19 protein-coding genes and 1 riboswitch are annotated in these 26026 nt (G+C 72.7%); of the genes, 7 read left to right on the top strand and 12 right to left on the bottom strand.

Annotated elements, in window-relative coordinates:
• Nucleotides 1–17: 17 nt before the first annotated feature.
• Nucleotides 18–1337 carry a MocR-like pyridoxine biosynthesis transcription factor PdxR gene (gene pdxR / locus BJ999_RS33625; RefSeq protein WP_179836988.1) on the top strand — a complete coding sequence of 440 codons (1320 nt, stop codon included), beginning with the start codon at nucleotides 18–20 and terminating at the stop codon, nucleotides 1335–1337.
• Nucleotides 1338–1346: 9 nt separating this feature from the next.
• Here pdxR and BJ999_RS33620 read toward each other — a convergent pair whose 3' ends face one another.
• Nucleotides 1347–2036: a hypothetical protein gene (locus BJ999_RS33620; RefSeq protein ID WP_179836987.1), complete on the bottom strand. Its 690-nt coding sequence runs from the start codon at nucleotides 2034–2036 to the stop codon at nucleotides 1347–1349.
• A 430-nt stretch (nucleotides 2037–2466) separates the two neighbouring features.
• On the opposite strand from BJ999_RS33620, the gene BJ999_RS33615 reads away from it, so the two are divergent.
• Nucleotides 2467–3552: a phosphotransferase family protein gene (locus BJ999_RS33615; RefSeq protein ID WP_179836986.1), complete on the top strand. Its 1086-nt coding sequence runs from the start codon at nucleotides 2467–2469 to the stop codon at nucleotides 3550–3552.
• A gap of 9 nt (nucleotides 3553–3561) precedes the next feature.
• On the opposite strand, the gene BJ999_RS33610 is transcribed toward BJ999_RS33615, so the two are convergent.
• The 3 genes from BJ999_RS33610 to BJ999_RS33600 all read right to left on the bottom strand — a co-directional run bounded on the left by BJ999_RS33610 (nucleotide 3562) and on the right by BJ999_RS33600 (nucleotide 9313).
• The gene (locus tag BJ999_RS33610) at nucleotides 3562–5046 is read right to left on the bottom strand and encodes an RNA polymerase sigma factor (RefSeq protein WP_179836985.1); all 1485 of its coding nucleotides are present in this window, start codon (nucleotides 5044–5046) and stop codon (nucleotides 3562–3564) included.
• Between the two features lie 213 nt (nucleotides 5047–5259).
• Nucleotides 5260–6771, bottom strand: a complete 1512-nt coding sequence (locus BJ999_RS33605) for a sigma-70 family RNA polymerase sigma factor (RefSeq protein ID WP_179836984.1) — start codon at nucleotides 6769–6771, stop codon at nucleotides 5260–5262.
• Between the two features lie 292 nt (nucleotides 6772–7063).
• On the bottom strand, nucleotides 7064–9313 hold the full coding sequence (locus BJ999_RS33600; RefSeq protein ID WP_179836983.1) for a substrate-binding domain-containing protein: 2250 nt from the start codon (nucleotides 9311–9313) through the stop codon (nucleotides 7064–7066).
• Between the two features lie 270 nt (nucleotides 9314–9583).
• On the opposite strand from BJ999_RS33600, the gene BJ999_RS33595 reads away from it, so the two are divergent.
• On the top strand, nucleotides 9584–10408 hold the full coding sequence (locus BJ999_RS33595; RefSeq protein WP_179836982.1) for a TrmH family RNA methyltransferase: 825 nt from the start codon (nucleotides 9584–9586) through the stop codon (nucleotides 10406–10408).
• 24 nt (nucleotides 10409–10432) lie between these two features.
• On the opposite strand, the gene BJ999_RS33590 is transcribed toward BJ999_RS33595, so the two are convergent.
• From BJ999_RS33590 to BJ999_RS33570, 5 genes are all read right to left on the bottom strand, one after another.
• A complete protein-coding gene (locus BJ999_RS33590) occupies nucleotides 10433–10852 on the bottom strand; it encodes a hypothetical protein (protein ID WP_179836981.1) in 420 nt (139 codons plus the stop codon).
• A gap of 571 nt (nucleotides 10853–11423) precedes the next feature.
• Entirely contained in the window at nucleotides 11424–12434 is a 1011-nt protein-coding gene (locus tag BJ999_RS33585; protein ID WP_179836980.1) for a hypothetical protein, read from the bottom strand.
• A 104-nt stretch (nucleotides 12435–12538) separates the two neighbouring features.
• Nucleotides 12539–12907, bottom strand: a complete 369-nt coding sequence (locus BJ999_RS33580; protein WP_179836979.1) for a hypothetical protein — start codon at nucleotides 12905–12907, stop codon at nucleotides 12539–12541.
• Nucleotides 12904–16920: an SseB family protein gene (locus BJ999_RS33575; protein WP_179836978.1), complete on the bottom strand. Its 4017-nt coding sequence runs from the start codon at nucleotides 16918–16920 to the stop codon at nucleotides 12904–12906. The genes BJ999_RS33580 and BJ999_RS33575 overlap by 4 nt, the downstream gene beginning before the upstream one ends.
• A gap of 111 nt (nucleotides 16921–17031) precedes the next feature.
• Nucleotides 17032–18291: an aminotransferase class V-fold PLP-dependent enzyme gene (locus BJ999_RS33570; RefSeq protein ID WP_179836977.1), complete on the bottom strand. Its 1260-nt coding sequence runs from the start codon at nucleotides 18289–18291 to the stop codon at nucleotides 17032–17034.
• Between the two features lie 41 nt (nucleotides 18292–18332).
• Nucleotides 18333–18449: riboswitch (SAM riboswitch) on the bottom strand.
• 49 nt (nucleotides 18450–18498) lie between these two features.
• Between BJ999_RS33570 and BJ999_RS33565 the strand changes: the two genes are divergently transcribed.
• A complete protein-coding gene (locus tag BJ999_RS33565; protein WP_179836976.1) occupies nucleotides 18499–18873 on the top strand; it encodes a hypothetical protein in 375 nt (124 codons plus the stop codon).
• A 15-nt stretch (nucleotides 18874–18888) separates the two neighbouring features.
• On the opposite strand, the gene BJ999_RS43810 is transcribed toward BJ999_RS33565, so the two are convergent.
• The 3 genes from BJ999_RS43810 to BJ999_RS33550 all read right to left on the bottom strand — a co-directional run bounded on the left by BJ999_RS43810 (nucleotide 18889) and on the right by BJ999_RS33550 (nucleotide 24286).
• Nucleotides 18889–21939: a transglycosylase domain-containing protein gene (locus tag BJ999_RS43810; protein WP_179836975.1), complete on the bottom strand. Its 3051-nt coding sequence runs from the start codon at nucleotides 21937–21939 to the stop codon at nucleotides 18889–18891.
• Nucleotides 21940–22156: 217 nt separating this feature from the next.
• On the bottom strand, nucleotides 22157–23305 hold the full coding sequence (locus BJ999_RS33555; RefSeq protein ID WP_179836974.1) for an FKBP-type peptidyl-prolyl cis-trans isomerase: 1149 nt from the start codon (nucleotides 23303–23305) through the stop codon (nucleotides 22157–22159).
• 225 nt (nucleotides 23306–23530) lie between these two features.
• Nucleotides 23531–24286 (bottom strand): response regulator transcription factor, encoded by a 756-nt coding sequence (locus BJ999_RS33550; RefSeq protein WP_179836973.1) that lies wholly within the window; start codon nucleotides 24284–24286, stop codon nucleotides 23531–23533.
• 198 nt (nucleotides 24287–24484) lie between these two features.
• On the opposite strand from BJ999_RS33550, the gene BJ999_RS33545 reads away from it, so the two are divergent.
• The 3 genes from BJ999_RS33545 to BJ999_RS33535 are packed head-to-tail and all read left to right on the top strand — an operon-like array spanning nucleotide 24485 to nucleotide 26019.
• Nucleotides 24485–24883, top strand: a complete 399-nt coding sequence (locus BJ999_RS33545) for a hypothetical protein (RefSeq protein ID WP_179836972.1) — start codon at nucleotides 24485–24487, stop codon at nucleotides 24881–24883.
• 2 nt (nucleotides 24884–24885) lie between these two features.
• A complete protein-coding gene (locus tag BJ999_RS33540; RefSeq protein WP_179836971.1) occupies nucleotides 24886–25254 on the top strand; it encodes a hypothetical protein in 369 nt (122 codons plus the stop codon).
• 39 nt (nucleotides 25255–25293) lie between these two features.
• Complete coding sequence (locus BJ999_RS33535; RefSeq protein WP_179836970.1) at nucleotides 25294–26019, top strand: hypothetical protein; 726 nt, start codon at nucleotides 25294–25296, stop codon at nucleotides 26017–26019.
• The last annotated feature ends 7 nt before the right edge of the window (nucleotides 26020–26026 follow it).

The raw sequence follows: 26026 nt of genomic DNA, 5'->3' as shown, positions 1-26026 counted from the left end.
GGGACGCACGGCGGCCGATGAGCACGCAACTCGTCGCGCAGTTGCGTTCCGCGATGGGGGAGGGACGGCTCGCCGCGGGCGAGCGGCTTCCGTCCAGCAGGGCGCTGGCCGGTCTGCTCGGTGTCAGCCGGACGGTGGTGACGGAGGCGTATGAGCAGCTCTACGCGGAGGGCTGGCTGGAAGGGCGGCATGGGTCCGGCACCTATGTGACCGAGGGTGTCGCCGCCGCGCCTGTGCCGAGGCATGAGGTGCCGGAGACGATATCGGTGCGGAGGGCTGCGGCCCCACACGAGATCGACCTGAGGCCCGGTCTCGCCTGGATCGGGGCCCTGGACACACCCGCTTGGCGCAGGGCATGGCGGCTCGCTGCGGGGATGCCGCCGCAGCAGCGTCAGGACCCGCATGGTCTGCTCGGCCTACGGCAGGCTCTCGCCGACTACATCAGGCGTAGTCGCGGCGTGACCTGTCCCTTGGACGGCCTTCTCATCACGCGTGGAGCGACGAACGGGCTCGATCTGCTTGCCGCGACCGTGCTGCGCCCCGGGGACCGGGTGGGTGTGGAAGAGCCCGGCTACAGCAGAGCGCGCGCGGTCCTGACGGGACGTGGCGCGGAGCTCGTTCCCTGCCCTGTGGACGAGCACGGCCTCGTTGTCGATGCTCTGCCCGATGACCTGCGCATCGTCTACACGACGCCGTCGCACCAGTTTCCGATGGGCGGCGTGCTGCCCGTCCCGCGCAGGCAGGCCCTGCTGGCATGGGCGAGGCGCAACGGGGCGCTCGTCGCCGAGGACGACTACGACGGAGAGTTCCGCTACGACGTCGCGCCGCTGCCCGCGCTCTACGGCCTGGACCCGGACGTCGTCGTCTACCTGGGTACGACCGCCAAGATCCTCACCGCGGACATGGGCGTCGGCTGGCTGGGAGGCCGTCCCGACCTGGTGGCGGAGGTGGCGCTCCGGAGGGAGGAGCTGAACGACCGCACCGCCGTGGTGCCGCAGGACGCGTTGAGGCTCCTCCTGGAACGGGGTGACCTGGACAGGTACGTCCGCCGGATGCGCGGGGAGTACGCACGGCGCCGCGAGGTGGTGGTGCAGGCGCTGGACGGCCTGCCCCTGCGCGGCGACACGGCCGGCCTGCACCTCGTGGTGGACGTCCCGGAGACGGTGGCCGCGCGCACCGTGGACGAGGCGGCCCGGCGCGGTGTCGTGGTGGAGACGCTGGACCGCCACCACATGGGCCCGGTGCGCGCCTCCGGACTGGTGATCGGCTACGGCTCCGCCGCGACCCTGGCCGAGCTGCGCGCGGGGTGCGAGGTCGTCCGGACGCTCGCCGGGTAGCGCCGCAGGTCAGTTGGACAGGGGGCCGACCGGGACGGGCTCCACCGCGGGGTGCAGCGGTCCGGGACGCGCGGACGGCGCGTCGCTCGGCGCCGGACGGACGGTCTCGGGCGTGCGCGGCCGCGCCGTCACGAGCCGGGGGCCGGCGGGGGTGCCGGGGAGCCGGGGCTTCGGGATGGGGGCGACCGGGGTGTCGGGCCCGGTGATGCGCCGGACGTCGATCCCGCCGGGGTCGGGACGGTCCAGGAGCGGCACCTGGGACGCGCCGTAGTGCCCGCCGCGCGCCCAGTCCCTGCGGCTGCGCTGCGCGTGGTAGGACTGCGGCGACGGCAGCGGGGGGCCCGCGGGCCAGCGGCGCGCGACGCCCCACGCGTCCAGCCATTGGACGATCGCCTCGACGCCGGTGAGCGGCCAGCCGGTGAACGGCGAACGCGACTGGCCCACCACCATGATCTGCGCGCAGACACGGCCCTCCCGCCCGAGGGCGCCGCCGAGCAGCCGGGCCGCGCGGGTGATCGGCAGGAGCTGGACGATCTCACCGGTGCCCGGGTGCCACACCAGGTGGGCGGGCCGGTTCTCCTTCAGCAGGTCGGCGGCCACCGAGCGCGCGGAGACGGTGTGCGGGTCGTGCTCCTCGGCGCACCAGACGACGCGGGGAGCACCTCCCCGCAACGCTCCGCCATCGTTCGGTGCCGGCATGCGGCCGGCTGTTGGCAGCCATGCGTCTGCCACGGTGCGTCCCCCCCAATCGGGCGGTCTGACCCCCGAGTGGTATCAGTTACTTCTCTTAGCCCAGCGAGACCCATAAGTCCAGCCCGCCGCCTTGTGGCGGGATGACGGCTGACGCCCACTGAGCCGGGTTTGATCCGGTGTGGTGGCAGACGGGCACCCCGCGTGTCCGAGCATTCCACCTTGTGTCACATTTTTCCTCCGGGGGTTCGGTCGAGTTGCTCACCCTGGGCGGAAGAGAGGCTGAGGCTCCCCGTGTTCTCGCAGGTCAAGCCCTACTCTGGAGAACGGATTACACGCGGCCGCAAGTCGGCCGGAAGTGGCCGGGGTTTCAGGGGCCGGACGCCGGTACGGGGGTGGGGTTCACAGCCCTGACCGAGCCGCGTTCTAATAGTGCGTCATGACCGTTGACGCAGAACTGCCCGCCGGGGTGCCCGGTATCGACGTCCCCCGGCTGGCGGCCTGGCTGGCCCGTGAGCTGCCCGGATCCGGACGGATCAGCGCGATCGACCTGATCGCGGGCGGGCGTTCCAACCTCACGTACGGCCTCACGCTGGACGGGGGCCGCCGCATCGTGCTGCGCCGGCCGCCGCTCGGCCACGTCCTGCCGACGGCGCACGACATGGGCCGCGAGTACCGCGTGCTGTCGGCACTCGGCCACGGGACGGCGGTGCCGGTGCCGACGACGCTGGCCTTCTGCGACGACGAGGAGGTCATCGGCGCCCGCTTCTACCTCATGGACTTCGTCGAGGGCCGCGTCCTGCGCACCCGGGAGGACGCCGCCGACATCACTCCCGAGCAGGCGCGCGGCCTCAGCGACGCGCTGGCCGAGGCGCTCGCCGCGATCCACACGGTCGACGTGGAGGCCGTCGGGCTGGGGGACTTCGGGCGTCCGAGCGGCTACATGGAGCGCCAGCTCAAGCGCTGGGGCAAGCAGTGGGACAGCTCGCAGGAGGCCGTCCGCGCCACCGGCGACACCCATGACCTGCCCGAGTACGACCGGCTCGTCGCGCGGCTGGCCGAGAGGCTGCCGGCCGACGCCCCGGCCCGCCTGGTCCACGGCGACTTCCGGCTCGACAACGCGCTCGCGCGCCTGGAGCCGCGCCCGCAGATCGCCGCCGTCGTCGACTGGGAGATGTCGACGCTCGGCGACCCCCTGTCCGACCTCGGGCTGACGCTCGTCTACTGGGCGGAGGCGGCCGACGCCGAGCAGCTCCCGGTGGGCGCCACGATCACCTCCGCGCCCGGCTTCGTCACGCGCCGCGAGTTCGCCGGGCGGTACGCCGAGCTGACCGGATTCGACCTCGCCGACCTCGACTTCTACGTCGCCTTCGCGTGCTTCAAGCTCGCGGTCATCCTGGAGGGCATCCACGCCCGCTACCTGCAGAACGCGACGGTCGGCGAGGGCTTCGACCAGATCGGCGGCGGCGTGCCGCTCCTGCTGGACCGCGCCCACCGCACCCTCGACGCGGGCTCGGTCTGGTAGCCGCCCCGCTCAGCAGCGGTAGGTGACCGTCGCCGAGCCGCCCGAGGAGAACGACACCGTCCCGGTCTGCCTGCCCCAGCAGAACCCGGACGCGCGCGACACCCGCACGCCGCCGCTCTGGCCCGCGTCGAGGTGGCCGGAGCCGCCCGCCCTGACGGGCCCGGACGTGCCGGTCACCTGCCAGTTCACATAGCCCCCCACGGCGGTGACCGTGACGGTGCACGCGTCGTTCCTGTCCATGTCGCAGCCGCTCACCGACAGGGTGCCCGGCTTGGGCGGCTTCGGCGCGCTGGTCGTGGGCGGCGCCGGCGGCCTGCTCGACGGCGGCTTGGACATGCTCTTGGACGCCGACGGCGACGGCGACTTCGAAGGCGACTTCGACTCGGTCGGGGACGCCGTCGGCGATGTGGGCGACGACGGGTCGGTCGGTATCGGCTCCGGCGCGGACGAACCGCCGGGCGGGGTGCCGCCGGGCGTCACGGGCCCGGTCGCCGCCGCGTTCGTCCCCTCGTCCCCGCCGCCCAGCCACGCCATCGCGCCGGCGAACAGGACCAGGACGCCGACGCCCACCGCGACGGCGGCGAGCAGCGGCCCGCGCCGCCGCCCGGGCGCGCGGTCCCGGGCGCGCGGGGCGGTCTGCTGGTAGGGGAGCGGCCAGCCGTACTCGTCGAACGGCTCGGTCCAGGCGGCGATGGCGCGGCGGTTCCCGGCCCGGTCCTCGGCGGTCGCCGCGGTCAGCACGTCCAGCCGCAGGTCGGCGGGGATCGCCGCGATCGGCAGCACCGACAGCAGCCGGTCCGGCGGCAGCGGCGGCGTCTCCCGCGCCCCGCACACCGGGCAGTTCTCCACATGCCGGACGAGCGCCGCCGATGTCTGCGGGGACAGCGGCCACGACTCGGTCAGGGCCGCGACGCTCGGGCAGTCCTTCCAGTGGTTCTGCGCGATGAGGGACGCGTGCAGCGCGGCGGCGAGGTCCTCGCGGGCCTGCTGCGCCAGGGCGAGCGTCTCCTCCAGCGGCATGCCGAAGATGCCGGACAGGTCCACCTCGTCCAGCTCGTGGCGGACCGACAGGTCGATGGCCTCGCGCTGCCGCCCGTTGAGCGCGGCGAGCGCGCTGTGCGCGAGCAGCCGGCGCTCCTCGCGGCGGGCGAGCTGCTCGGGCGTCAGCTCGTCCTCGGCCTCCGGGGCCTCCTGACCGGTGTGCCGGTTCGGGCTGTCGCGGCGCCGCATGCACTCCTTGCGGGCGATCGCGTACAGCCAGCCGCGCAGCCGGGCCGGCTCGGTGAGCCGGTCCACGTGCTCGCGGGCGGCGATGACGACGTTGCGCAGGGCCCCGGACGCCTCGACGCGGTCGCGCAGCAGGCCGTGGCAGTAGTCGTAGAGGAACGGCGCGTAGGTGTCGTAGACCTCGGTCAGCGCGATGACGTCCCCGGCTCGCAGCGAGTCCGCCAGCCTGAGGTCGTCATTCTGCGCGGCCCCTGACTCACCGGCCACGGGAACCCTCCCAGTCGAAATCGGTCATCGAAGATCTGCCCCCGACGAGCCCCGACGCGCGTCGGCCGGCTCAGGTTGCCTGATCTTGCCACCAAGTTGCTGGGATTTCTCCCTTATGAGCAGATTTAAGTGACGAATCCGGTACGCCCCGTGGCCGTATCGCCTCGTGGGGCGGCCCTCCCGCGCGCGAAAGTGATCTGGATCACCCTTCGATCAGCTGGACCGCCGGCCGCCGCCGTCTCCGTCCTCCGGCTGGCACGTCAGCGTCACGGTGCGCACGTCCCCGTTGGAGAAGCTGACCGTCCCGGAGCCGCCGGGCGGGGTGCAGGTCCCGCTGACGCGGGCGTAGCCGACCTGGCCGCTGCGCAGCGTGCCGCCGCCGCTGGCGCTGAGTCCGCCGGACGCGCCCGTGACCGACCAGGTGGCCGTCCCGCCGACGGCCCGCACGGTGATGGTGCAGCTGCCCGGCCCCGCGCCCTCGATGGCGCAGGAGCCGATCGACAACCGTCCGGTCCTGGGCTGGGTACGGGTCGCGGTCGGGCGGGGCGAGCGCGACGGCTCGCGCGTCTTCGTCGGGGTCGGCGTCGGCGAGGAGGTCGTCGGCGTCGGGGTGGCCGACCGCGTGGGCGTCGGGGTGTCGGACGGCTCCTGCGACTCGGTCGGGGAGGACGGCGAGACGGAGGACGCCGACGTCCCGTCCGAGGGGCCCTGCGCGGCCGTCGGTTCGCCGGACGAGCCGGACATCAGGTAGTACGCCGCCGCGACGACAGCGATGACGGCGGCGGCCGCGGCCAGCGCGGCCCACACCCCGCGCTGGCCGCCGCCCCCTCCGGACGACGCGGCGCGCACGGGCTCCTGCTCGACCATGGCGGGCCAGCCCCAGTCGTCGAACGGCCGGGCCGCGTGCGCGACGGCGGCGAGGTCCGGCGCCAGCGCCGGGTCGGTGGCGGTCGCCATGACGAGCCCGCGCAGGTCGTTCGGCATCATCGCGACCGGCAGCACCTGCAGGAGCCGCGCCGCCGAGACGGTGCGGTCGCGCCGGGGGCCGCAGACGCCGCACGACTCGATGTGCTGGACGAGCCTGTGCACGACCGGCGGCGGGAGCGGCCATCCCGCGTCGTCGACGATCGCCGCGGCCTCGAAGCAGTCGTCGCGTCCCGCGCGGGCGATGTAGGCGGCGGCGAGCGAGTCGTCCAGACGGGCGCGGGCCTCGGCGGTCAGCCCCGCGGCCTGCTGCGCGTCCATGCCGAGGACGCCGCCGATCTCGTCGGCGTCCAGGCCGTGCCGCAGCATGAGGTCGACCGACTCGCGCTCGCGTCCGCGCAGGCCGGACAGGGCGGCGTGGACGAGCCGCCGGGCCTCCTGGCGCCGGGCGAGCTCCGCGTCGTCCAGGAAGCCGTCCTCGACCTCGGGCGCCTCGTGGCGCTGCGCGGGACGGTCCGGGTCGCGCAGCCGCCGCATGCACTCGTTGCGGACGAGCGCGTACAGCCAGCCGCGGAAGCGGTCGGGTTCGCGCAGGCCGGACACGTGCGCGTAGGCGGCGATGAGCGCGTCGTGGAGTGCGCCGGCCGCCTGGTCCTGGTCGCGCAGCAGTGCGTGGCAGTAGTCGTACAGGCGGGCCGCGTAGCGGTCCATGACCTGGATGAGGGCGCTCGGATCGCCTGCCGCGAGCGTCCGCGCCAGGCGCTCGTCGTCGGCGCGGTCGAGACTGGGCCAACCGGACACGAAGTCCTCCCGCGGGCTGTGCTGGGAATCCTCGTCCGGGGCGTCGTGGACGCCGGGGACGGGCTGGAAGATCTCAGAGGGAGCGGTTCGCTCTCCCGGCCCCGGTCGGTCGTCCGACCGGCGGCCGCCTCCCCGTCACGGGCCAGGGAGGGATGTAGGTCGGAGGCCCGACGGCCCCGCTCCCCGTCGGGCCTCCACATAGATTGACGGTCGAATCGGGCGCCCGGTTGACACGGATTTCAGGGAAAAATCAAGAACTACCTGGCGCATTCGGAAGATCACCGAATGGTGATCACTGGATCCGGCGGGAGAGCATCTTGAGGAAGATCTTGGAGATCTCGCCGGGCGTCATGGCGATCTGCACGTTGCCGTTCGTCGCCGCGGCGATCTGCTCCAGCTCGCCCCGGTCCACGCCCTTGCCGAACCCGATCATGTTCACCTGGATCGGCTTGTTCGGGTCCTGCATGTCCTTCAGCTGCTCCAGGGTGTCCTTCAGCGACGGGCCGTCCGGGTCGTCGTTCTTCCCGTCGGTGAGCAGCAGGATCGAGTTGCCGAACTCCGGCTTGTAGGAGTCGTTCATGCTCTTGTACGCGGCCAGCATCGTCCGGTAGAGGCCGGTGTCGCCGTCCGGCTTCGGCTTCATCTGGTTGAGCGTGGACAGGACGAGGCCGCGCCGCGTGTTGGACCCGACCCGCTCGCCGAGGGGGCCGACCGGCACCGTCTCCTTGTACGGCGTCTTGCCGTCCATGTTCGTCGAGAACAGCCACTGTCCGAGCTCGGTGTCGTTGGACATCATGCTGAGCCCGCCCTGCGACACCTGCGCGATGGCCTGGAGCCGGTTGACGTTCGGCCCGACCTTCTCGGACATCGACCCGGACACGTCGATCAGGGTGAGCATGCGCAGGCCGAGCGACAGCTTCGACCACGCCTGCATGACCTTCGCGACGTCCTCGCTCTTCGGCGCGGGCAGCTGCCGCGGCCGGGCCGGGCTGACGCCGGCCGCCTCGCCGAACCCGGGCGGCGCCTTGCCGTCGGTCGCCCGGAACCCGGCGTCGAGGACGTCCTTGCGGGTCGCCTCGGTCCGCATCGCCTGTTCGAGCAGGCGGGCGGCCTTGCGCTCACCGTCGCCCTTGGCGGTGACGGTGAACGGGTAGTCCATCGACAGCGTGCCCTCGATCGGGTACAGCGCGACCGCGGGCTCGGCGGGCTTGCTCCGGTTGTAGGAGTAGAGCGACTGCTCCGACGACAGCGAGATCGGCTGCTTGCCGGTGCGGTCCTTGCGGAAGTGCTCGAACTCCGCCTTCACGTTCGGGACGGTGCTCTCCCGGACGGTCCGGACGATGCCGGTGAAGATCGAGTCCCGGTTCGGGTCGTTGGCCAGCAGCGTGCTCGTGACCATCAGCGAGCCCATGCCCGCGGCGTTCCTCATCGGGTCGGGCACGACGAGCCGCACCGACCCCGCCGGGATCATCTGGTTCTTGGTGACCGCGCCGCCCGCGACGCCGCCCGCGGCCTTCAGCAGGTTGTCCCACGACGGGCTGGCGGTGATGCCCTGCTTCTTCAGCTGCAGCGCGAGCGTCCGCGGCAGCCCCACCACGATCGGGCTGGTCGCGAGCGAGGTCTTGGTGGACACGACGCCGCTCTTGTCGCCGTTCTCGCCGTCGGTCTGCGCCAGCGAGATCCACAGGGACGAGTCGGGGATCCACACGTCCGGCCGGTCGTTCGCCACGGCCTGCCCGGACAGCTGCGTCGTCACCGCCGAGGGCTCGACCCGCTTCACGGTCGCCTTGACGCACTTGCCGTCGACCTTGTGCTTGCCGTCGTTGAACCGTCCGGCGGCCTTCTCCACGACCGGCGCGATGTCGAGCGCGGCCGCCACGGACAGGTTCATCGCGCCGTCGCCGGAGCAGCCGCCGCCGCTCTCGGCGAAGGCGTAGACGCCCACACCGAGCAGCAGCGCCAGGCCCACGGCGCCCGCCATCGGCCCGATCAGCGCGGTCGCGCTGCGCTTGCGCCTGCGCCGCCCGTACTCGTAGCCGCCCGATCCGCTGCCATGGCCGCCCGAGCCGCCCGAGCCGCCTGAACCGCCCGAGCCGCCTGAACCACCAGAACCGCCGCCGTATCCGCCGGAGTCACCCGACCCGCCGGAACCGCCGAAGAACCCGGCCTGGCCGCCGTCCGACCTGCTGATGGCGTCGTACTCGCTGTAACCCGTCCCGGCCAGGGGCGAGGACTCCGGGGGAGGCCCCTGCGGGGACGCGGTCCTCGGCTCCTCTCCGTACCGGCCCTGCCCGTAGACCGGCTGCTCGGACGAACTCCGGGGCGTGAACCACTCGGGCGTCTCACCGGACGCGCCCGGCGCCGTGCCGGGCGGGGCGCCCTGCGGGCCCGCCTGGGGCTGGGCGAGCGGCTGGCCCTGGCTGTCCCGCGCTCCGAACCAGTCGGACGACCCGTCGTTGGCCGGGCCGAAGACGGGGGTGGACGGGTCGTACCCGCCTTCGCCCGCCCCTCCGGGGAAGTCATTGCGATGACGTCCGCTCACGGCTGCCCTCGATTCGCCTGAAACCCGCCGATGTTCCCCGGCACTGTAGTAGTACGCCACAGAGGTTACAAAGGACTCAAAACTGATAATGACGCAGGTCATGAGCGTGAGCCCCGACGAACCTGGCAGCGTACGCGGCCGCCCCGCCCAGCGATCGGAGGGGTACGAGAGTACGCGAATCTCTCTCTAGAACCGGATTCAGGGCCTCTCGCGGCCGGATCCGGCCGCGACGCAGCCGGGGCACCGCGTGCCCGGCGGCAGACTGGGGGGATGGCCAGCCTGATCCCCGTCTCCGACCCCGCCGACCCGCGCCTCGCGGACTATGTCCGCCTCCGCGACGTCAACCTCCGCAAGAGCCTGGAGGCCGAGCACGGCCTGTTCGTCGCCGAGGGCGAGAAGGTGATCCGCCGCGCGGTCGGCGCCGGGCACCCCGTCCGCTCCCTGCTGATGGCCCGCCGCTGGACCGGACCGCTGGCCGACCTGCTGGACGGCATGGACGCCCCCGCCTACCTTGCCGACGACGCCACGATGGAAGCGATCACAGGCTTCCAGGTGCACCGCGGCGCCCTGGCCTCCCTGGAACGACTCCCCCTGCCGCCCGTCGACACCGTCCTCGGCACGGCCCGCCGCGTCGTCATCTGCGAGGACATCGTCGACCACACCAACGTCGGCGCCATCTTCCGGTGCGCGGCCGCGCTGGGCGTCGACGCGATCATCCTGTCGCCGAGGTGCGCCGATCCCCTGTACCGGCGCGCGGTCAAGGTCTCCATGGGCGCGGTCTTCGCGATCCCCTACGCCCGGATGACCAGCTGGCACGACGGCCTCGGCAAGGTGCGGGCGGCGGGGTTCAGCCTCCTGGCGCTGACTCCGGACCAGTCGGTCACGCCGCTGGACGAGGTGCCCATCGGCGACCGCGCCGCGCTCATGCTCGGGTCGGAGGGGGACGGCCTTTCCTCCCACTGGCTGGACGAGGCCGACGAGCGCGTGTGCATCCCCATGAGCGCGGAGGCCATGTCCAACGGAGTCGACTCGCTCAACGTCACCGCGGCCGCCGCGATCGCCTGCCACACCCTCATGCGCAGGGTGCCCTCCTGAGGAGGACGGGCGCTGGGGCGCCGTCTATGCGACGGCGGCCTCGTCGTCCCGGTCGGCCAGCAGCCTCGTCAGGCGCTCCCTTTCCATGAACGCCCAGTCCTCCGGGTCGTCCTCCCAGTCGACGCGTTCGTCGACGTCCAGACCGGCGTTGAACTCCTCGTGGAGGCCGGAAGGGTTCTGCCTGACCGGGTCGGAGAACTGCCACACCTCCACGGCGGCCCTCAGGTCGCCGCGGTCGGCCAGCAGGTCGGCCAGGCGCCTCGTCGTCGGCGAGGCCTCCCCGTAGGCGCGGGCCCACACGTGCAACGCCGCTTCCAGGTCGCCGTGCTTCGCCAGCAGCTCACCCAGCCGTCCGGCGGCGTTCCGGTCGCCGGCCTCCGCCCGGGCGCGCAGCTCCGCGATCTCGTCCTGGTTCGGCACGTCACCGTTTGTCCGAATTTCCATTACCGGTCACCTCTTCCGGGGGCAGCAAGGGCGCTGGCAAGGAACAGTCGCTTCGGGAAAGTGTCCATTTCAGAGGGCCTCAAACCGCTTCCTTCCAGCGAGTTGGCCGATCCGTGCTCCTGAATCCGAGAGGACGGTCACGCGGTCGCCGCCGTTTCGCCGGGCATCCCGCACGCCTGCCCACAATCGTCAAGACGCGCTACGCGAATCGGGGTTTTCGCTCGGCTTGGAACGGGACGGTCGGCGCCGCGCCGCCCGACGGCGGACGCGGAGTCCGTCGTTCCGCATCAGTGGGTTCGGCGGTTCGCCGGGGAACGACGCGTGTCGGCCCGGACGGTCGGGGTCACCGGGTACGGGTATTTCCGGGCCCCGTTCCCCGACGTCTGGGAAGGGCGTGCGTGAGATTCTCTTTCGAGGATCCGCCGTTTCCGGGGCCGTCCTCGATGTGGTGCCGGCGCCGGCGGTCGAGTTCCACGGGGCATGCCATAAACGAACGCGCGCCACTCGTCGAATGCGCGACCGGCGCATGACCTGCGCTGATCATCTGGGTGAAGACGCGCGCGTCCCGGCGTCACCGGCCGAACATGCCGCCTCGCGGCCGGCGGTGCGTTCCCCTGGGCCGCCTGGGGGCCCCGGCGGGCAGCCGCCGGCGGCCGAGGCGCAGCTGCGTCAGCAGCAGCGAGAACGCCACCATCAGCGCCGCCAGCCACGCGATCTGCGTGCTGGCCATCCGCTCGAACGTCAGGTCCTGCGCGACGGGCGCCTTGTTGCCCTGGAGCCGGCTCTGCGGCGTCTCCGCCCCGGGGTTCGGGCTCGGCGCCACGGACGGGTTGGGCGCCTGGATGGAGGGCAGCGCCACCTGCGGGTTCTGCGCCTCGAACGACGAATTGGGCGACGTCTGGACGGACCCGCTCGTCCCCGTGCCGTTCCCGGAGGAGCCGCTTCCCCCGCCGGACCCGCCGTGCGACGTCCCCGACGACGAGGAGTGCGACGACGTGGGCGAGGGCTTCGTGGGCGTGCGCGACGGCGACTTCGTGGGCGTCTTCGAGGGCGTGGGGGTCGGGGTGGGCGTCTTCGTGGGCGGCTTGGACGGGACGACGTACTTGAACGTCGTGGTCCCGGCGACCGGGGAGAGGTCGGTCGCGTCGACGGTCACGATGATCGTGTAGACGGTCGTCGCGTCCGGGCCCTCCTTCGGGACCGTCACGTGCGACTTGACGGGCGCCCCGCTCTTGCCCTCGGCCAGGTCACCGACGGCGCACCCCGCCGACTCGAACGGCGCGCCGCAGTCACCGGTCACCGTCGTGCCCTTGAGGGTCGCCGTGATGTTGGTGACCTTGATGTTCGCCACGGCGCCGCCGGCGGCCGTGACCGTCGTCGTGATGTCGAGCGAGTCACCGGGGTCCAGCCTGGTCGCCGTCGAGGCGACGTTCACCTGGAGCCGGCCCGTCGCGGGGGACTCGGGATCCGATCCTGAGGGGGAGGGCGCGGCGTCGGCCACGGCGGACGCGCCGCCGGCGGCGAGGATGGCCGCCGTGCCGAGCCCAACAAAGATCGGTTTCACCGTCGCTCGGCAGATCACTGCCGCCGCACCTCCGTCGCGTCGCCGTTGAGCGCTTCTGTCCGAGGGATCGCCTCGGGACACATGCGAACACGGATCCAAGGGCCAAATCAACCCCGCCCGGGTCAGACGAACTCTTCCCGGACGTCCTCAATCTCCGCCCCGGGCGCCCACGCCTGCCAGATGCCCTGGTCGACGCGGTCGAGCCCCAGACTCTCGGCGACCGGGGCCCGCCCGCCCGCGTATTCGACCCGCACCCACGTCTCGTGCTCTCCGACGATGACGAAGCGCTCGCCGCGCCAGCGGCACGTCGTCCGGACGTAGCGGAGCTCCTCGACCTCGGACGCGGGGACGATGCGGCGGAAGCGCCCCGGCCGCAGCTCCTCGAACCCGTCCGTCGGCTCGGGCGCGTACAGCCTGATCTCGCCGTCGGCGCCCGGCGCGGCCTCGAAGTCGCGGCCGAGCCACCGCGCGACGTACCCGTCCCGGATCACTGCGCGGCCTCCGTCCGTCCGTCCCATGCCTCGGCGCCGGTGTCCGGCCGCAGCCAGGCGAGCCGGTCGGGGTCGTACATCGCGATGAAGCGCTCGGAGCGGTCCCTGCCGATGTAGTACATCTCCGCTCCGTACGGCAGCCGGACGCTGGTCACCTTGTACTCGCGGATGGACCCGGCGCTGCCCGGCGCGAAGCCGCTCCCCGTGAACGGCGGCCGCTCGATGACCCAGCCGGACTCGCCCCAGGAGGCCATCTCCTCCTCGTCGCGTCCGCCGAACGGGACGAGGTAGAGGTCGGGGCAGTACGCCGGCCACCGGATGACGTACACGCCCTCGTCGTCGGGGGAGAACGAGGAGTCGGAGAACAGCAGCCCCAGCGCCTCGTAGATCTGGGCGGGCGTCTGCAACTCGGCCACGTCGTTCGTGGAGTGGACGAAGCCGCCGACGCGGTCGTACCCCTGCTCCAGGTACCAGGAGACGTGGCTGTGCGGGACGACCTTCTGCATGATGACCGGCGAGGCGACGCGGTCCTCGGGGTCGGAAGGCATCTGCGGCACCGGCTCCCGCCGCGGCGGCGGCAGCGGAACCTCCGGCCGCGCCTGGACGAGCCCGACCCGCACCGCCCACTCGCTGAGCGAACGCACCTGGTCGCCGTGCAGCGACGCCCCGATGTGCGTCCCCGGGTTGAGCACCATGGCCCAGTCCTCCCGGGGCCACGCGCCGATCAGCTCCCGGAAGTCGGCGTACACGAACCGGGACTCCGGCAGCACCTCGCGCAACCGGACCATCGACGTGAACACCTGCACGGACACCGCGTCCCGCAGCGCCGCGTCCCACCGGAACTCCTGCTGTACCGGCGTCACCTCAAGCGGCGCGTCATCGGGAATCGGCACGAGCACGTTCGCGTTCAGCAGCACCCGCAGGAACGCGTCGGAGTCTCCGCTCGAAGCCGCCTCGTACAGGTCCTGGTCGATCCGGTTCCCCGGCTCGAACGCGGGCTCCGGCTCCCCGACGGCACGCAGCGCCCGGCCCGCCCCCGGCCCTCCAGTGGGCGCGCCCTTTCCACCGCCGTCATCCCCGCCGGCGGCGTCGGCCGCATCATGCCTCTCCGGCCGGCCGGGGTGCGCGGCATCCTGAGGAACCGCCGCGAGGCCGCTCGGCGCCGCTTCACCGCCGGGCGCGTTATGCGGAACCGTCGGCGCGCCCGCGTGGTGAACTCCCGCTTCCTCCGGGGTGCCAGATGTGGCACCCGGAGGTTCGTTGCCCTGGGCGCCGACACCAGCGGGCCCGGTTTCCACGGGGCCGCCACTCGACGAGGGAACGCCGTGGTCGGACCCCGCAACGCGACGGTCGGCACCTTCCGGCAGGCCGGGGACGGCGCCACCAAGCCCGGCCACATGCCCCGGATCGTCGGCCGCACCCGACGGTACTCCGGGCGCGCGGCCCGCGTCGTCTCGGCCGCCCGGTGCGGCGCCGAGGGGCTCGACGCCCTGAGCCGTAGGTCCGGGAGGAGTTGGGACCGGCGGTGCGCCGGGCGCGACCGTGTCGTCCGGCTTGCCCGGCGCGTTGTCGAGGGGCGTGGCGCCTTGAGCCGCAGGCCCGGGGAGGCCGGGCTCCGGGACGCCGCCGGGGGTGGTTGCGCTGGGTGCGCCCAGGTGGGGTCGGTTCGTGTCGTCTTGCAGGCCCGGTGCGGCGCCTGGTGGTTCGTTGCCTTGGGGAGCGGGGGCGCTGGGAGGCGCGTCCGCGAGGTGGCGGCCCGCGTCGTCTGTCGCACTCGGTGCGGCGCCGAGGGGCTCGACGCCCTGAGCCGTAGGTCCGGGAGGAGTTGGGACCGGCGGTGCGCCGGGCGCGACCGTGTCGTCCGGCTTGCCCGGCGCGTTGTCGAGGGGCGTGGCGCCTTGAGCCGCAGGCCCGGGGAGGCCGGGCTCCGGGACGCCGCCGGGGGTGGTTGCGCTGGGTGCGCCCAGGTGGGATCGGCTGGCGTCGTCTTGCAGGCCCGGTGCGGCGCTTGGAGGCTCGATGCTCTGGGGCGCAGGTCCAGGAGCGGGGGCGCTGGGAGGCGCGTCCGGGAGGTGGCGGCCCGCGTCTCCCGGCACTCCTGGCGCGTCACCGAGGGGGTCGGTGCCCTGAGGGGCGGGTTCGGGGAGGCCGGGCACTTCGATGCCGGACGGGTCGGGCGTGACGGGAGTGGGCGCGCCGGAATAAGGACGGCCCGCGTCTGCCGGCGCTCCTGGCGTGGCGCTGAGGGGTTCGGCGCCCTGAGACGCGGGGTCGGGGAGGCCGCCGGGCGGGTTGGTCGTGCCGGGGGTGGCCGCCGGCTCAGGTCCGGCCATGTGGCCTGGGTCGATGGCAGTGCTGGACGGGTCCGCGAAGTGGCTCCCCGGAACGCCCGGTACGGGCCCCGGAACATCGGCGGCCGAGACGTCGCCCGCCTCAACCGCCGTGTCGGGGGCGGCCGGCTGGGGTGCGGCCGCCTCGCCGAAGTGCGCGGGGGCCGGGGGCACGGCTTCAGGAAGGCCGAGCTGCGCGGCGCCGCCAGGTGTTCCTGCGTGGTGGCGGCCCGATTCCGCGGGCGCGGGGACGGCGGGCTCGTCCGCGGGCGGCGGGCCCGCGTGGCGGCCCGTGCCGGCGGCGGGGGCGGCCGGCACGGCGGGGGCCACCGGAACCGAGGGCGCGTCCGGAGGCGGGGGCGTCGCGGCGGACGGGGGAGCGGGCGGGCCGCTGAGGGTGCGGACCTGCTCGCCCGGCATGGACGCGTCGATGGGCGTGCCCGGGTTGAGGACGAGCGTCCACGAGGCGTCCGGCCAGGCGGTGACCATTTCCAGAAGGCTCGGCATGATGAAGCGCGACGAGCCGATCGCCTCGTTCATCCACTTCAGCGACGTGAAGATCTGGATCGACGTCCGCCCGTGGACGGGGACGGGGCGCCACGGGAACTCGGGGTCGCCGGGGACGATGCCCCACGGGGTCTCGGCGTCCACCGGGACGAGCACCTGGGCACCGAGGAGGATCTTGAAGAACGTCTCGGTGTCGCGGCGGCGGGCGGCGTCGAAGAGGCGCTGCTCGATGTCGTTCTGGGGCTCGAAGCGGTCGGTCATCCGCTGGGCGGCGCGCTGGTCGGCCCAGGTGGCGAGGCCGGGGAGCTGCTGCGCGAGGACGGTGCCGCCCGCTGGTGAGCCGGAGTTGATGGCGAGGAGCCAGTGGTGGTCCGGCCAGTAGCGCAGCGCGACGGTGAACGGCAGCGCGATGTGCTCGGTGCCGGGCCCGGACGCCTCGGCCAGGCGCTCGGGCGAGGTGAAGACCGGGACGACGGTGGAGCCGTCGACCTCACGGGTCTGCCACGGGAAGCCGGGGCGGCCCGGACGCAGCGAGAAGTCCATGTCGTCCGGGACGGGCAGCAGCACGTCGGTGGCCGCCAGCGTCTGGAGGAACAGGTCGTGGTCGTTGTTCGCGGCGGCCCGCAGCAGCTCGCGCTCCACGTCGTTGGCCGGCTGGAACTCCGGGCGCGGCGCCTCGCGGGGCAGGTCGCGGTGCTGGTCGCGCAGCTCCTCCCACGGCGGGGACGCGCGGCCGACCTGCGGGGGGCGGCCGTCGCCCTCGGCGACCTGCCGGACGAACCAGGCCGGCAGCCGCGCCTCGATCGGCAGGGCGGCGGGGACGCCGCGCGCGGGGGCGTCCACGGCGAGCCACCAGCGGCTGTCCGGCCAGCTCTCGGCGATGTCGCCGAACCGGACGGTCATGAAGTGCTGGTAGGACGGCCCGAGGCACGCCCGCATCGCCGCCGCCGACGTGTAAACCAGGACGTGGACCCGGCCGTCCTCCTCCTGGGTGGGCCACGACGGCTGGGCCTCCCCCGCGAGGACGCCGTCCACCAGGTCGGGCGGAACGGGAACGACGAGGTCGGCGTCCGCGAGGAGGCGGAAGTAGCTCTCCTGGTCGCCGGCCCGTACGGTCTCCTGCAGTCGGTGCTCCAGTTCCGACGTGGGTCGCCACGCGTCGGCCACGGTCGCCACCCCCTGTTTCTAGCGTGCTCGTCCCCGCGCGACTGCCTACGCTACATGGGCGAACAGGACCAAAGAGCATAATCATCTGACTGCGCGCGAGAGTTCCCAGGTCGGAGGCTGTCAGCGCGCAGTCAACGCGGCGAGGGCGGTGAGCAGCCGGTCGATGTGCTCCTCGTCCGTCCCGATGCCGATGCTCGCGCGGACGGCGCTCCGGTCCTCGCCCAGCAGGTGCCGGACGAAGGGATGGGCGCAGAACTTCCCGTCGCGTACCCCGATGCCGTGCTCCTCGGACAGCGTAAGCGCCACGTCCCGCGCGTTCCAGCCGTCCACGGTGAACGACACGATTCCGACGCGCGGCGCCCGCTCCCCCCACAGCGTCAGCTCCCTGACGCGGGGGAGCGCCGCGAGTCCCGACCGCAGACGTTCCACCAGCTCCTCTTCGCGGGCGGCCAGGTCGTCCCAGGCCGGGGACAGCGTCTCGCACGCGGCGGCCAGCGCGAGGGCGCCGAGGACGTTCGGGGAGCCCGCCTCGTGCCGCTGCTCGGCGGAGGGCGCCCACCGGGTCGTCTCCCCGACCGAGGCGCTGGCGCCGCCGCCCTTGAGGTAGGGCTCGGCGGCGCGCAGCCAGTCGGCCCGCCCGGCGAGCACGCCCGCACCGAACGGTGCGTACAGCTTGTGCCCGGAGAACGCGACGTAGTCGAGGCCGAGCGCGGTCATGTCGAGGGGGCGGTGCGGGACGAGCTGCGCCGCGTCGACCGCGATACGGGCGCCGTTGCGGTGCGCGACGTGCGCGAGCTCCTCGATCGGCCACAGCTCGCCGGTGACGTTGGACGCGGCGGTGACGACGAGCAGCCGCGACCCGATCGGGCACGAGCGCAGCGCGCGGTCGGCCGCCGAGAGGGCCTCGGCCGGGGTGGCGGGCGCCGGGAGGCGCACGGCGCGCTTCCACGGCAGCAGCGACGCGTGGTGCTCGCTCTCGAAGACGACGACGCTCGTCCCGGCCGGGACGGCGTGCGCGAGCAGGTTCATCGCGTCGGTCGTGTTGCGCGTGAAGACCACGGCCGAGCGCCGCCACGCGCCGAGGAACGACCGCACGGCCTCCCGCGCGTCCTCGTAGGCGGACGTCGTGACCTGGGACGCGTACCCCGCGCCGCGGTGGACGCTGCTGTAGTACGGCAGCGCGCGGGTGACGGCCTCGTGCACCGCCTCCAGACAGGGGGCGCTGGCCGCGTAGTCGAAGTTGGCGTAGGGGACGTGGCGGCCGTCCCGCACCGGAACCGGGACGTCCGCTCCGATGACGCGGGGAAGCGGGCGAACCCGGACCCCCTCGGGGCGCGTCACAGCAGGCGTGATGGGGGAGCGGGCGAGCAGCGTGGGCATGCCGGAACCTTCCGGGTCGGGGACCCCGGGATGTCCGTCGGGATCCGCGCTTGCCGGAACGCGGTGCCGCGTCCGGCCAGGTCCTCACCCGGGGCACCCCATCGCGGACGAAGGGTTGCCGGCCAGCAAGCCGGGGCTTTGCGCTGGCGCTCATGACCTCATGCGGAAGTATATGCGGAGCCGATCGGGGATCAAGGGGAGGGTGCGATGCGGTACGGGGTGGTTCGGACGCTGGCCGGCGGCGCGCTGGTGCTCGGCGCCCTCAGCGGGTGCGGGGCGCTGGGCGGCGGCAACTCCGGCCAGGTGTGCACCGACACGAAGAAGGCGTTCCAGCAGTACGTCACCCAGGTGCGGAGCCTTCCGGCGGCGGAGCCCGCGCAGTGGCGGCAGGCGACCGAGCAGCTCGCCGGACGCGTCGACGGGCTCGCGAAGCAGGCCGACGACGCCGACCTGAGCAAGGCGCTCAAGGCGGAGGCGGGCAGGCTCCGCGCCGCCGCGCCCGGGGTCGGCGCCGGCGACGTCTCCCAGCTCGACAGTGTGATCAGGGAGACGCCGGCCACCATCGGAAAGGCCTGCGACTAGAGGCGGGCGCGGGGGCTACCCGCCGGTGCCGGGGCGGCCGAGCGGCCCGTCGCCCGTTCCGCCTCCGGGGTCGCCGCCGGTCCCACCGTCGCCTCCGTCGCCCCCATCGCCCCCATCGCCGCCACCGCCGGGCTGCTGCGGCGGGATGATGGTCGGCAGGTCGGTGGGGGGCGTCGGGATGTCGGGACGCTCCGTGGACGGCGGCGGCTCGACCGGCCCGCCCGTGTCCGGCGGCTGCGTGCCGCCCGGCGGGACGTCCTGCGTCGGCCCGCCCCAGCCGCCGCCGGGCGTCATCGACGGCTCCCCGAAGGACTCGGGCTCGTAGCCCTTGATGTTCACCGCGTCCGACATGTACGAGCGCCACATCTGGGCGGGCAGCTGCCCGCCGTACGCGCCGTACCCGGGGATGTTCAGCGGCTTGCCGTCGCTGCGGAACATCGAGACCGTCGTCGCCATCTGCGGGATGAACCCGTTGAACCAGATCGCGCGGCCCTCGTCGGTGGTTCCGGTCTTGCCGGCGACGTCGCGGCCGTCGGGCAGCTGCGCGCCGGTGCCGGTGCCGCCCTGCACGACCTTCTGCATGGCGTAGGTGGCGTCACGGGCGACCTGCTGGCTGAACGCCCGCTCGCCCTTCTCGGCGAAGGTGCGCTTGTGGTTCTCGTTGTCGGTGACCGACTTCACCACGAACGGCGTCCGGTGCACGCCCTCGGAGGCGAACGTCGAGTACACGCCCGCCTGCTGGACGGGGTGCAGCGACACGACGCCGAGCGGGAACGTGGCGGCGTCCCGCTGCGCCGGCTTCATCTGCGATCCGGGGATGCCCATCTTCTCGGCCATGGCGACGATCTTCTTGTTGCCGATGTCCTGGCCGAGGTTGACGTAGGCGGTGTTGATCGAGTGCTCGGTGGCGGTGACGAGGTTGACCGTCCCGAAGTTCTCGTTGCTGTCGTTGTGGATGGACGCGCCGTGGAAGTACTGCGGGGAGCTGCCGTCGTAGCTGGTGGACAGCGTCTTGCCGTCGTCCAGCGCGGCCGCCAGCGCGATCGGCTTGAACCCCGACCCGGCCTGCGCCCAGTCGCCGAAGGCGCTGCTCAGCGCCTCCTCCAGGTAGCCGCGGCCGCCGTAGAAGGCGAGCACCTGCCCGGTCTTCGGGTCGACCGACACCGCGCCGGTGCGGATCTTCTTGCTCATCCCGTTCGGGGCGTTGTTCGCGACGGCCTGCTTCATCGCGTCCATCAGCCGCTTGTCGAACGTCGTGGTGATCTTCAGCCCGCTGCGGTTGATCTCGTCCTCGCTGTAGCCGCGGCGCTCGGTGAGCTCCTTCTTGGCCACGTTCACCATGTAGCCGCGCTGGCCCTTGAGGACGTCGGTGATCTTCTCCTTGCCGGGGGCCGGGAAGGTCAGCGAGGCCGCCTCGGACGAGGTGAGCGCCCCGTCCCGGACCATGTTGCCGACGATCGCGCGCCAGCGCTGCTCGGAGTAGGCGCGGCGGGGACCGGTCGGGTCGGCGAAGTTGCTCGGCTGCTGGATCGCGGCGGCGAGGTAGGCGCCCTCCGCGGGCGTCAGCTTCGAGACGTCCTTGTTGTAGTAGGCGTGCGCGGCGGCCTGCACCCCGTAGGCGTCGCGGCCGAAGTAGATGGTGTTGAGGTACTGCTCGAGGATCCAGTCCTTGTCCTTCTCCCGGCCCACCTTCAGGGAGACCATGACCTCCTTGAGCTTGCGGGTGACCGAGCGGTCCTTGCCGATGCCGCCGTAGTAGTTGCGGACCATCTGCTGCGTGATCGTCGAGCCGCCCTGCAGTTGCTTGCCTGTCGCGGTGGACCACAGCGCCCGCGCCGTGCCCTGGACCGACACCCCGGGGTCGTCGTAGAAGCTGCGGTTCTCCGCGGCGATCACCGCGGCCCGCGTGCTCTCGGGGATCTTGTCGAGCTTGACCGCGTCCCGGTTCATCCCGGTCTTGGCGATCTGCGTCTTGCCGTCGGAGTAGTAGAACGTCGGCCCCTGCGCGATCGCCTGCTCCTGCGCCGACGGCACCGGCGTGAACACGTAGGCGACGCCGAACGCGGCGATGCAGAACCCGATGAAGCCGAGGATCAGGAACAGCGCCCGGCGCAGGAACCGCGACCTGCGGCTGCGCGGCTTGCCGGGCCCCTTGCCCCCGCCGCCCCCACCGCGCCCGGAACCGGGCGGCTGGCCCCCCTCGTGGGAGCCCCGCTGGGTCGAGTCGCGCTTGGCGGCGGCCATGCTCTTGGTATCTCCGGCCACCGCCCCATCGACACCATCAACCGCAGTGACTTCATCAGACGCACCGACCTCGTTCGCCGCGCTGACCTCGACAGACGCACCAACCCCATCGGCCGCGCCGCCAGTGTCCGACGCGGTGACGTCGTCAGGCACGATCACTTGATCGATCGCGGTGGCTTCGGTCGACGCGCCGGCGTCGTCGGACGCGTCGCCAGTGTCCGATGCGGTGACCTCGTCAGGCACGATCACTTGATCGATCGCGGTGGCTTCGGTCGACGCGCCGGCGTCGTCGGACGCGTCGCCAGTGTCCGATGCGGTGACGTCGTCAGGCACGATCACCTGATCGGTCGCGGTGGCTTCGGTCGACGCGGTGCCATCGTCGGATGCGGTCACGTCGTCAGGCGTGGTGGGGGCGTCGGAGACGGGGGTGTCGGCGGTCGTCGTCGTGGCCTCGGGGTCACCGGCCTCGGCGGGCGGGGGTGGCGTCTCGGTGGTGGGGTCGGCGGTGCCGGGGGCGTCGGAGGCGGAATCCGCGGCGGTATCGGCGGAGGTCGTGGCGTTATCGGCGGCGTCCGATTCGGTACCCTCGCTCGCGCCGACGGCCTCTTCGCGCCCCTTGTCGCCGTTTCGAGATATGTCGCTCTCGTCGACGAATTCGGCGTCGCCGGTGGATTCTCCGGCCGCGCCTTCGGTGTCCGCTGTCAGCGTGGCGGTCGCGGGACCGTCCGTGCCGGCCGGTGCCCCGGCCGCGGTTTCGTGTCGGTCCGCCTGGCCCGTCCCGGAGCGTTCCTCGCGCTCCGGGATCTTCTCGCTGTCGCTCACAAGCCCCCCGTGATTAATGCGTTACAGACGATACCTGAGGGAATCCGTGCGTCGACCGCCCAATGCGCTTCCGCGGCCTCCCAAAGGAGGACGGGCAATCCGCCTCTCCGGTTGTCGTGACGGATGTCGCAGTAGGCGGTCTTTCGTGAAAAGCCGAGCGGCGGGGACCCCGACCGGGTGCCCCGCCGCTCCCGCGCACGGCCGCGCCTCGGTCAGCTCACTTGTAGACCTTCGCGAGGATGTCCACCACGAAGACCAGGGTGTCGTCACCCTTGATCTTGGGCGGGCTGCCCTTCTTGCCGTAGCCCTCCTCCGGCGGCAGGACGAGCAGCACGCGGCTGCCGACCTTCGCGCCGGTGAGCCCCTTGTCGAAGCCGGGGATGGTCTGCCCGGTGCCGATCGGGAAGGTCGCGGGCTGCTTGTTGTCCCAGCTGGAGTCGAACTTGTCGCCGGACTTCCAGATCTTGCCGGTGTAGTTGACGACCGCCTCGTCGCCCTTGGCCAGCGCGGGGCCGTTGCCGGTGACGAGGGTCTTGACCTGGAGCTTCTTGGGCGCGTCCTTGTCCGGGACCGTCACCTTGGGCTCCTTGCCGGCGCCCTTGTCCTCGACCTTGGGCAGCGCCGCGTCGTCCAGCTTCTGCGCGGTGCCCTGCGGCTGCTGGCTCTTCGGGACGACCGCCTGGACGTCCATGATGAACAGGATCGCGTCCTTGGCGGTGATCTGCTGCGGGCTCAGCTGGGTGAGTTCCTTGGACGGCGGGAGCTGCATGACGAGCCGGCTGCCGGCGGACTTGCCGACGAGGCTCTTGTCGATGTCCTTGAGGCCGCTCTTGCCGATGACGAGGTGCATCGGGCCGCCGCCGCCCTGCTGCTGGCCCTCCTCGTAGGACGAGCGGACCTTCTCGCTGGAGCTCTTCACCCGCGAGTTCTCCTCGTCCTTGTCCTTCGACCACTTGTAGGTGGCGAACTGGACGTAGACGGTGTCGCCCTCTGCGGCGACGGGGCCGCCGCCCTTGATGGGCGTGCTCACCTTGAGCGTCTTGGTCGGCTCCAGCTTCGTGGGGATCGCGACCTTGGGCTCGGCGGCGAACTTGCCGGTCACCTCGATCTTCGGGCCGGGGCGGCTGACCCACCAGTACACCCCGCCGGAGACGGCGAGCGCGGCGACCACGATCCCGGCGATCATCATCAGCCGGCGCTTCTTGGCCTCCTTGGCGGTCAGCGCGGACGGCCGGTTCAGCCCGCTGCCGCGGCCGGCGCTGATGCCGTGCGGAGTGAACTCGGGGCTGCGGATGCTCTGGGCGTTCGGAATCTTCGCCTTCGCCTTGACCGCCGGCTTGCCCCGGGGCTTGTCATCCTCGGACATGTTTCCTCACTTGCTCCGGGTTCGACGACACCACAACCGTGACCACCCTTCCAGGGCCGGGCTAAGCACAGCGTGAAAACCGGGTAAAGGAGGCCGACCCGCAATCTACCGGTCACACACAAGGAGCGGTGTCATCTGGCAGGGGACAGGGGAAGGCGTCAGGATATCCCCGTCGCGCGAGTGACACACGCCCCCCCACGCCGCCGGAGACGGTGCCGGGGGCGGTCAGATCCAACCGCGGCGCTGGGCGGTGATCGCGGCTCGGAAACGGCTCGTGGTGCCGAGAAGGCTCAGCAGCTCGCTGACCCGGCGGGCGTAGGTGCGTGCCGACAGGCCCAGGCGTGCGGCGGCGGCGCGGTCGGGCAGCCCGTCCCGCATGCAGACCAGGATCGGGACCAGATGGGCCGGCGGCAGGTCGGGGCCCTGGTCGGCGGGCAGGGCGTCGCCGGAACCCCACGAGTGGTGGTGCAGGCGGAACAGCGCCTTGACCACCGCGGGGTCGCGGATGATGAGCAGGCCGTTGTAGAACACGTCCAGGTCGAGCGGGATGATGGCGGTCGTGCGGTCGAACACGGCCAGCCGGACGGGGATCTGTTCGATCAGACGCACCTGCCCGCCGTTGCGCCACTGGATGGTCTCCAGGGCGCCGTCCTGGGCCAGGCCCTGCGGAGAGGTGATCTGGCGCAGGGTGGGGACCTGGGTGACCGCGCGGCGGACGCAGTCGGCCGCGTGCCGGAGCATCCCCTCGGGCACACCCTGCCGGAGGCACCCCGAGGGGTCGTCGAAGGTCAGCAACTCCTGCCGGGTGGCGTCGGCGAGGCGGGCGACCACGGCGCCCACCTTGGGCGGATCCACCCGCCGGGTCGGAGGCCGCAGCCCCCGCGCGGCGTAGAAACCGGCTTCCTCCAATGCCTGGCCCACGGCCTCGCGCACCTCGGCGCGCCGCGGGGGTGCCGTCTTCCCGTCGCCTGACGGCGTCATCTGGCGGCTCCCCCGTTCGGCATCGCGTCCAGCGCGGCCCCATCACCGCGGCCATTGACGGTTCAAGCACTGGCATCTGTACGCCATGAGATTGCCTGTTCACCCTATGTAGTCGCAATGTGGAGAGCAAGACGTTTCCCACCCGTCCGCACGACGGGCCAGGACGCGTTCGGACCGGCACACCAGTGAGGTGCGACCATGTTGAAGACCGTCAGTGCTCTGGCCGTCGCGGTCGCCGCGATCCCGGCGACGCCTGCCCCGGCCGCGCAGGCGCAGGCCCCTCCGGCCGCGCGGCGGGCCGGCGCCCCGGCCCGCGTCGCCGACATCGGCGGCGACTTCACCGAGCCCGGCGTCAGGATCCGCGCGACCCCCCGGCTCAACGGACGCGTCCGCGGGCTCGGCAACCCCGGCGACCGCTACACCTGGAACGGCGGCCAGAGTTTCGCCGACCCGGTGACCTGCTCGAACGGCGACGTCAAGGACCACTGGACCTACCTGATCAACAACAGGACCAGGGTGCAGGGCTACGTCTCGGACTGCTTCGTCAAAGAGGACCCGCGCCGGAGATCCGGGCTCGGAACACGCGAAGGACGCTGAAGATGCGACGTACCGCACTCGCCACCGCTCTCATGGCCTCCGCCGTCATCACCGCGGTCCCGGCCGTGGCCGGAGCCTCCCCCCTTCCCGCGGAGAAGGGGGCCGCGGCCCGCTTCTCGCCGTGCTGGAAGCGCTGGGACGCCTGGTGGTGCGACAACCGGTGGCCCGCTCCGGTCCTGGTCAACGGCCAGGTCGTGGACAACCTCCGCAAGACGCCCAAGATCTTTCGATGTCGGGCCGAACTCGACTGGCACGGCCTCGGGCCGCACCCGCGCCGGTGGGTCTACACGCGGGGCGACGACCACGGCGCCTGGGGCTGGGTGAAGGACAGCGACATCAACGGCGACACCGACCCTCTGCCGACCTGCTAGGCCGACCCCGCTTTCCACCACGAACCCGAAGGAGCGCGCATGCGCCTGTTCAGCAAGATCGTTCTAGCCGTCCCCGCGGTCCTCGCCGCCGCGGCGAGCGCGGCTCCGGCAGGAGCCGCCACCACGCCCGCGGCGCCGGCCGGACGGGAACTCCGGCCGGCTCCGTCCGCCCGCCAGGGGCCGGCCGGGACCCCCGCGAAGGCCAGTCCCTGGTTGGCGCTGCGCACGGTGCGGCAGGAAGACGCGGTCGGCACGCTGTGGTTCCGGCCCGGCGACAGGTCATGGCACGCCGACATCCGCGACGCCCCGGTCGGCTCCGAGGTGTCGGGCCAGGAGGAGTACGGCTCCCGGGGGGCACGCGCGACCGTTCCCATGGGGGCCTCGTCCGTCAACACCCCGGACTGGTTCGGCGGCGGCTCGTTCCGCGTCTGCGTCCAACTGCCGGCGCGGCCCCTGGCGTGCTCGACCTACGCCAACCCGGAAGCCCGGAGGCGGACCGCGGCCCCCTCCCGCCCGGCGGAGGGAAGCGGCGAGCCCTACCCCGACTTCCGGGTTCCCGGGGTGGTCATCTGGGACAACCCGCTGAACACCGCCCACCGGGTCGGGCTCGGCTATCCGGGCCAGAAGTTCGACGCGATCCGCGGCAGCGGCCCCTGGGACTACTACCGCTGCGACAACGGAGTGACCAGCAACTTCTGGATCTACGGGCGGAACGTGGCCACCAACGTCGTCGGCTGGGTCCCCGACTGCAACCTGACGGGATAGCTCCGCC

This window comes from Actinomadura citrea (genome assembly GCF_013409045.1).
In the GTDB taxonomy this organism is placed as follows: domain Bacteria; phylum Actinomycetota; class Actinomycetes; order Streptosporangiales; family Streptosporangiaceae; genus Spirillospora; species Spirillospora citrea.
This window is presented reverse-complemented; position numbering and strand designations above follow the sequence as displayed.

Bases quoted from the DNA above. Each gene is read 5' to 3' on its own strand.
- BJ999_RS33555 (WP_179836974.1), bottom strand. From the start codon at position 23,305: ATGTCCGAGGATGACAAGCCCCGGGGCAAGCCGGCGGTCAAGGCGAAG.
- BJ999_RS33615 (WP_179836986.1), top strand. From the start codon at position 2,467: ATGACCGTTGACGCAGAACTGCCCGCCGGGGTGCCCGGTATCGACGTC.
- BJ999_RS33565 (WP_179836976.1), top strand. From the start codon at position 18,499: ATGCGGTACGGGGTGGTTCGGACGCTGGCCGGCGGCGCGCTGGTGCTC.
- BJ999_RS33535 (WP_179836970.1), top strand. From the start codon at position 25,294: ATGCGCCTGTTCAGCAAGATCGTTCTAGCCGTCCCCGCGGTCCTCGCC.
- pdxR (WP_179836988.1), top strand. From the start codon at position 18: ATGAGCACGCAACTCGTCGCGCAGTTGCGTTCCGCGATGGGGGAGGGA.
- BJ999_RS33595 (WP_179836982.1), top strand. From the start codon at position 9,584: ATGGCCAGCCTGATCCCCGTCTCCGACCCCGCCGACCCGCGCCTCGCG.
- BJ999_RS33570 (WP_179836977.1), bottom strand. From the start codon at position 18,291: ATGCCCACGCTGCTCGCCCGCTCCCCCATCACGCCTGCTGTGACGCGC.
- BJ999_RS33620 (WP_179836987.1), bottom strand. From the start codon at position 2,036: ATGCCGGCACCGAACGATGGCGGAGCGTTGCGGGGAGGTGCTCCCCGC.
- BJ999_RS33545 (WP_179836972.1), top strand. From the start codon at position 24,485: ATGTTGAAGACCGTCAGTGCTCTGGCCGTCGCGGTCGCCGCGATCCCG.
- BJ999_RS33540 (WP_179836971.1), top strand. From the start codon at position 24,886: ATGCGACGTACCGCACTCGCCACCGCTCTCATGGCCTCCGCCGTCATC.
- BJ999_RS33550 (WP_179836973.1), bottom strand. From the start codon at position 24,286: ATGACGCCGTCAGGCGACGGGAAGACGGCACCCCCGCGGCGCGCCGAG.
- BJ999_RS33590 (WP_179836981.1), bottom strand. From the start codon at position 10,852: ATGGAAATTCGGACAAACGGTGACGTGCCGAACCAGGACGAGATCGCG.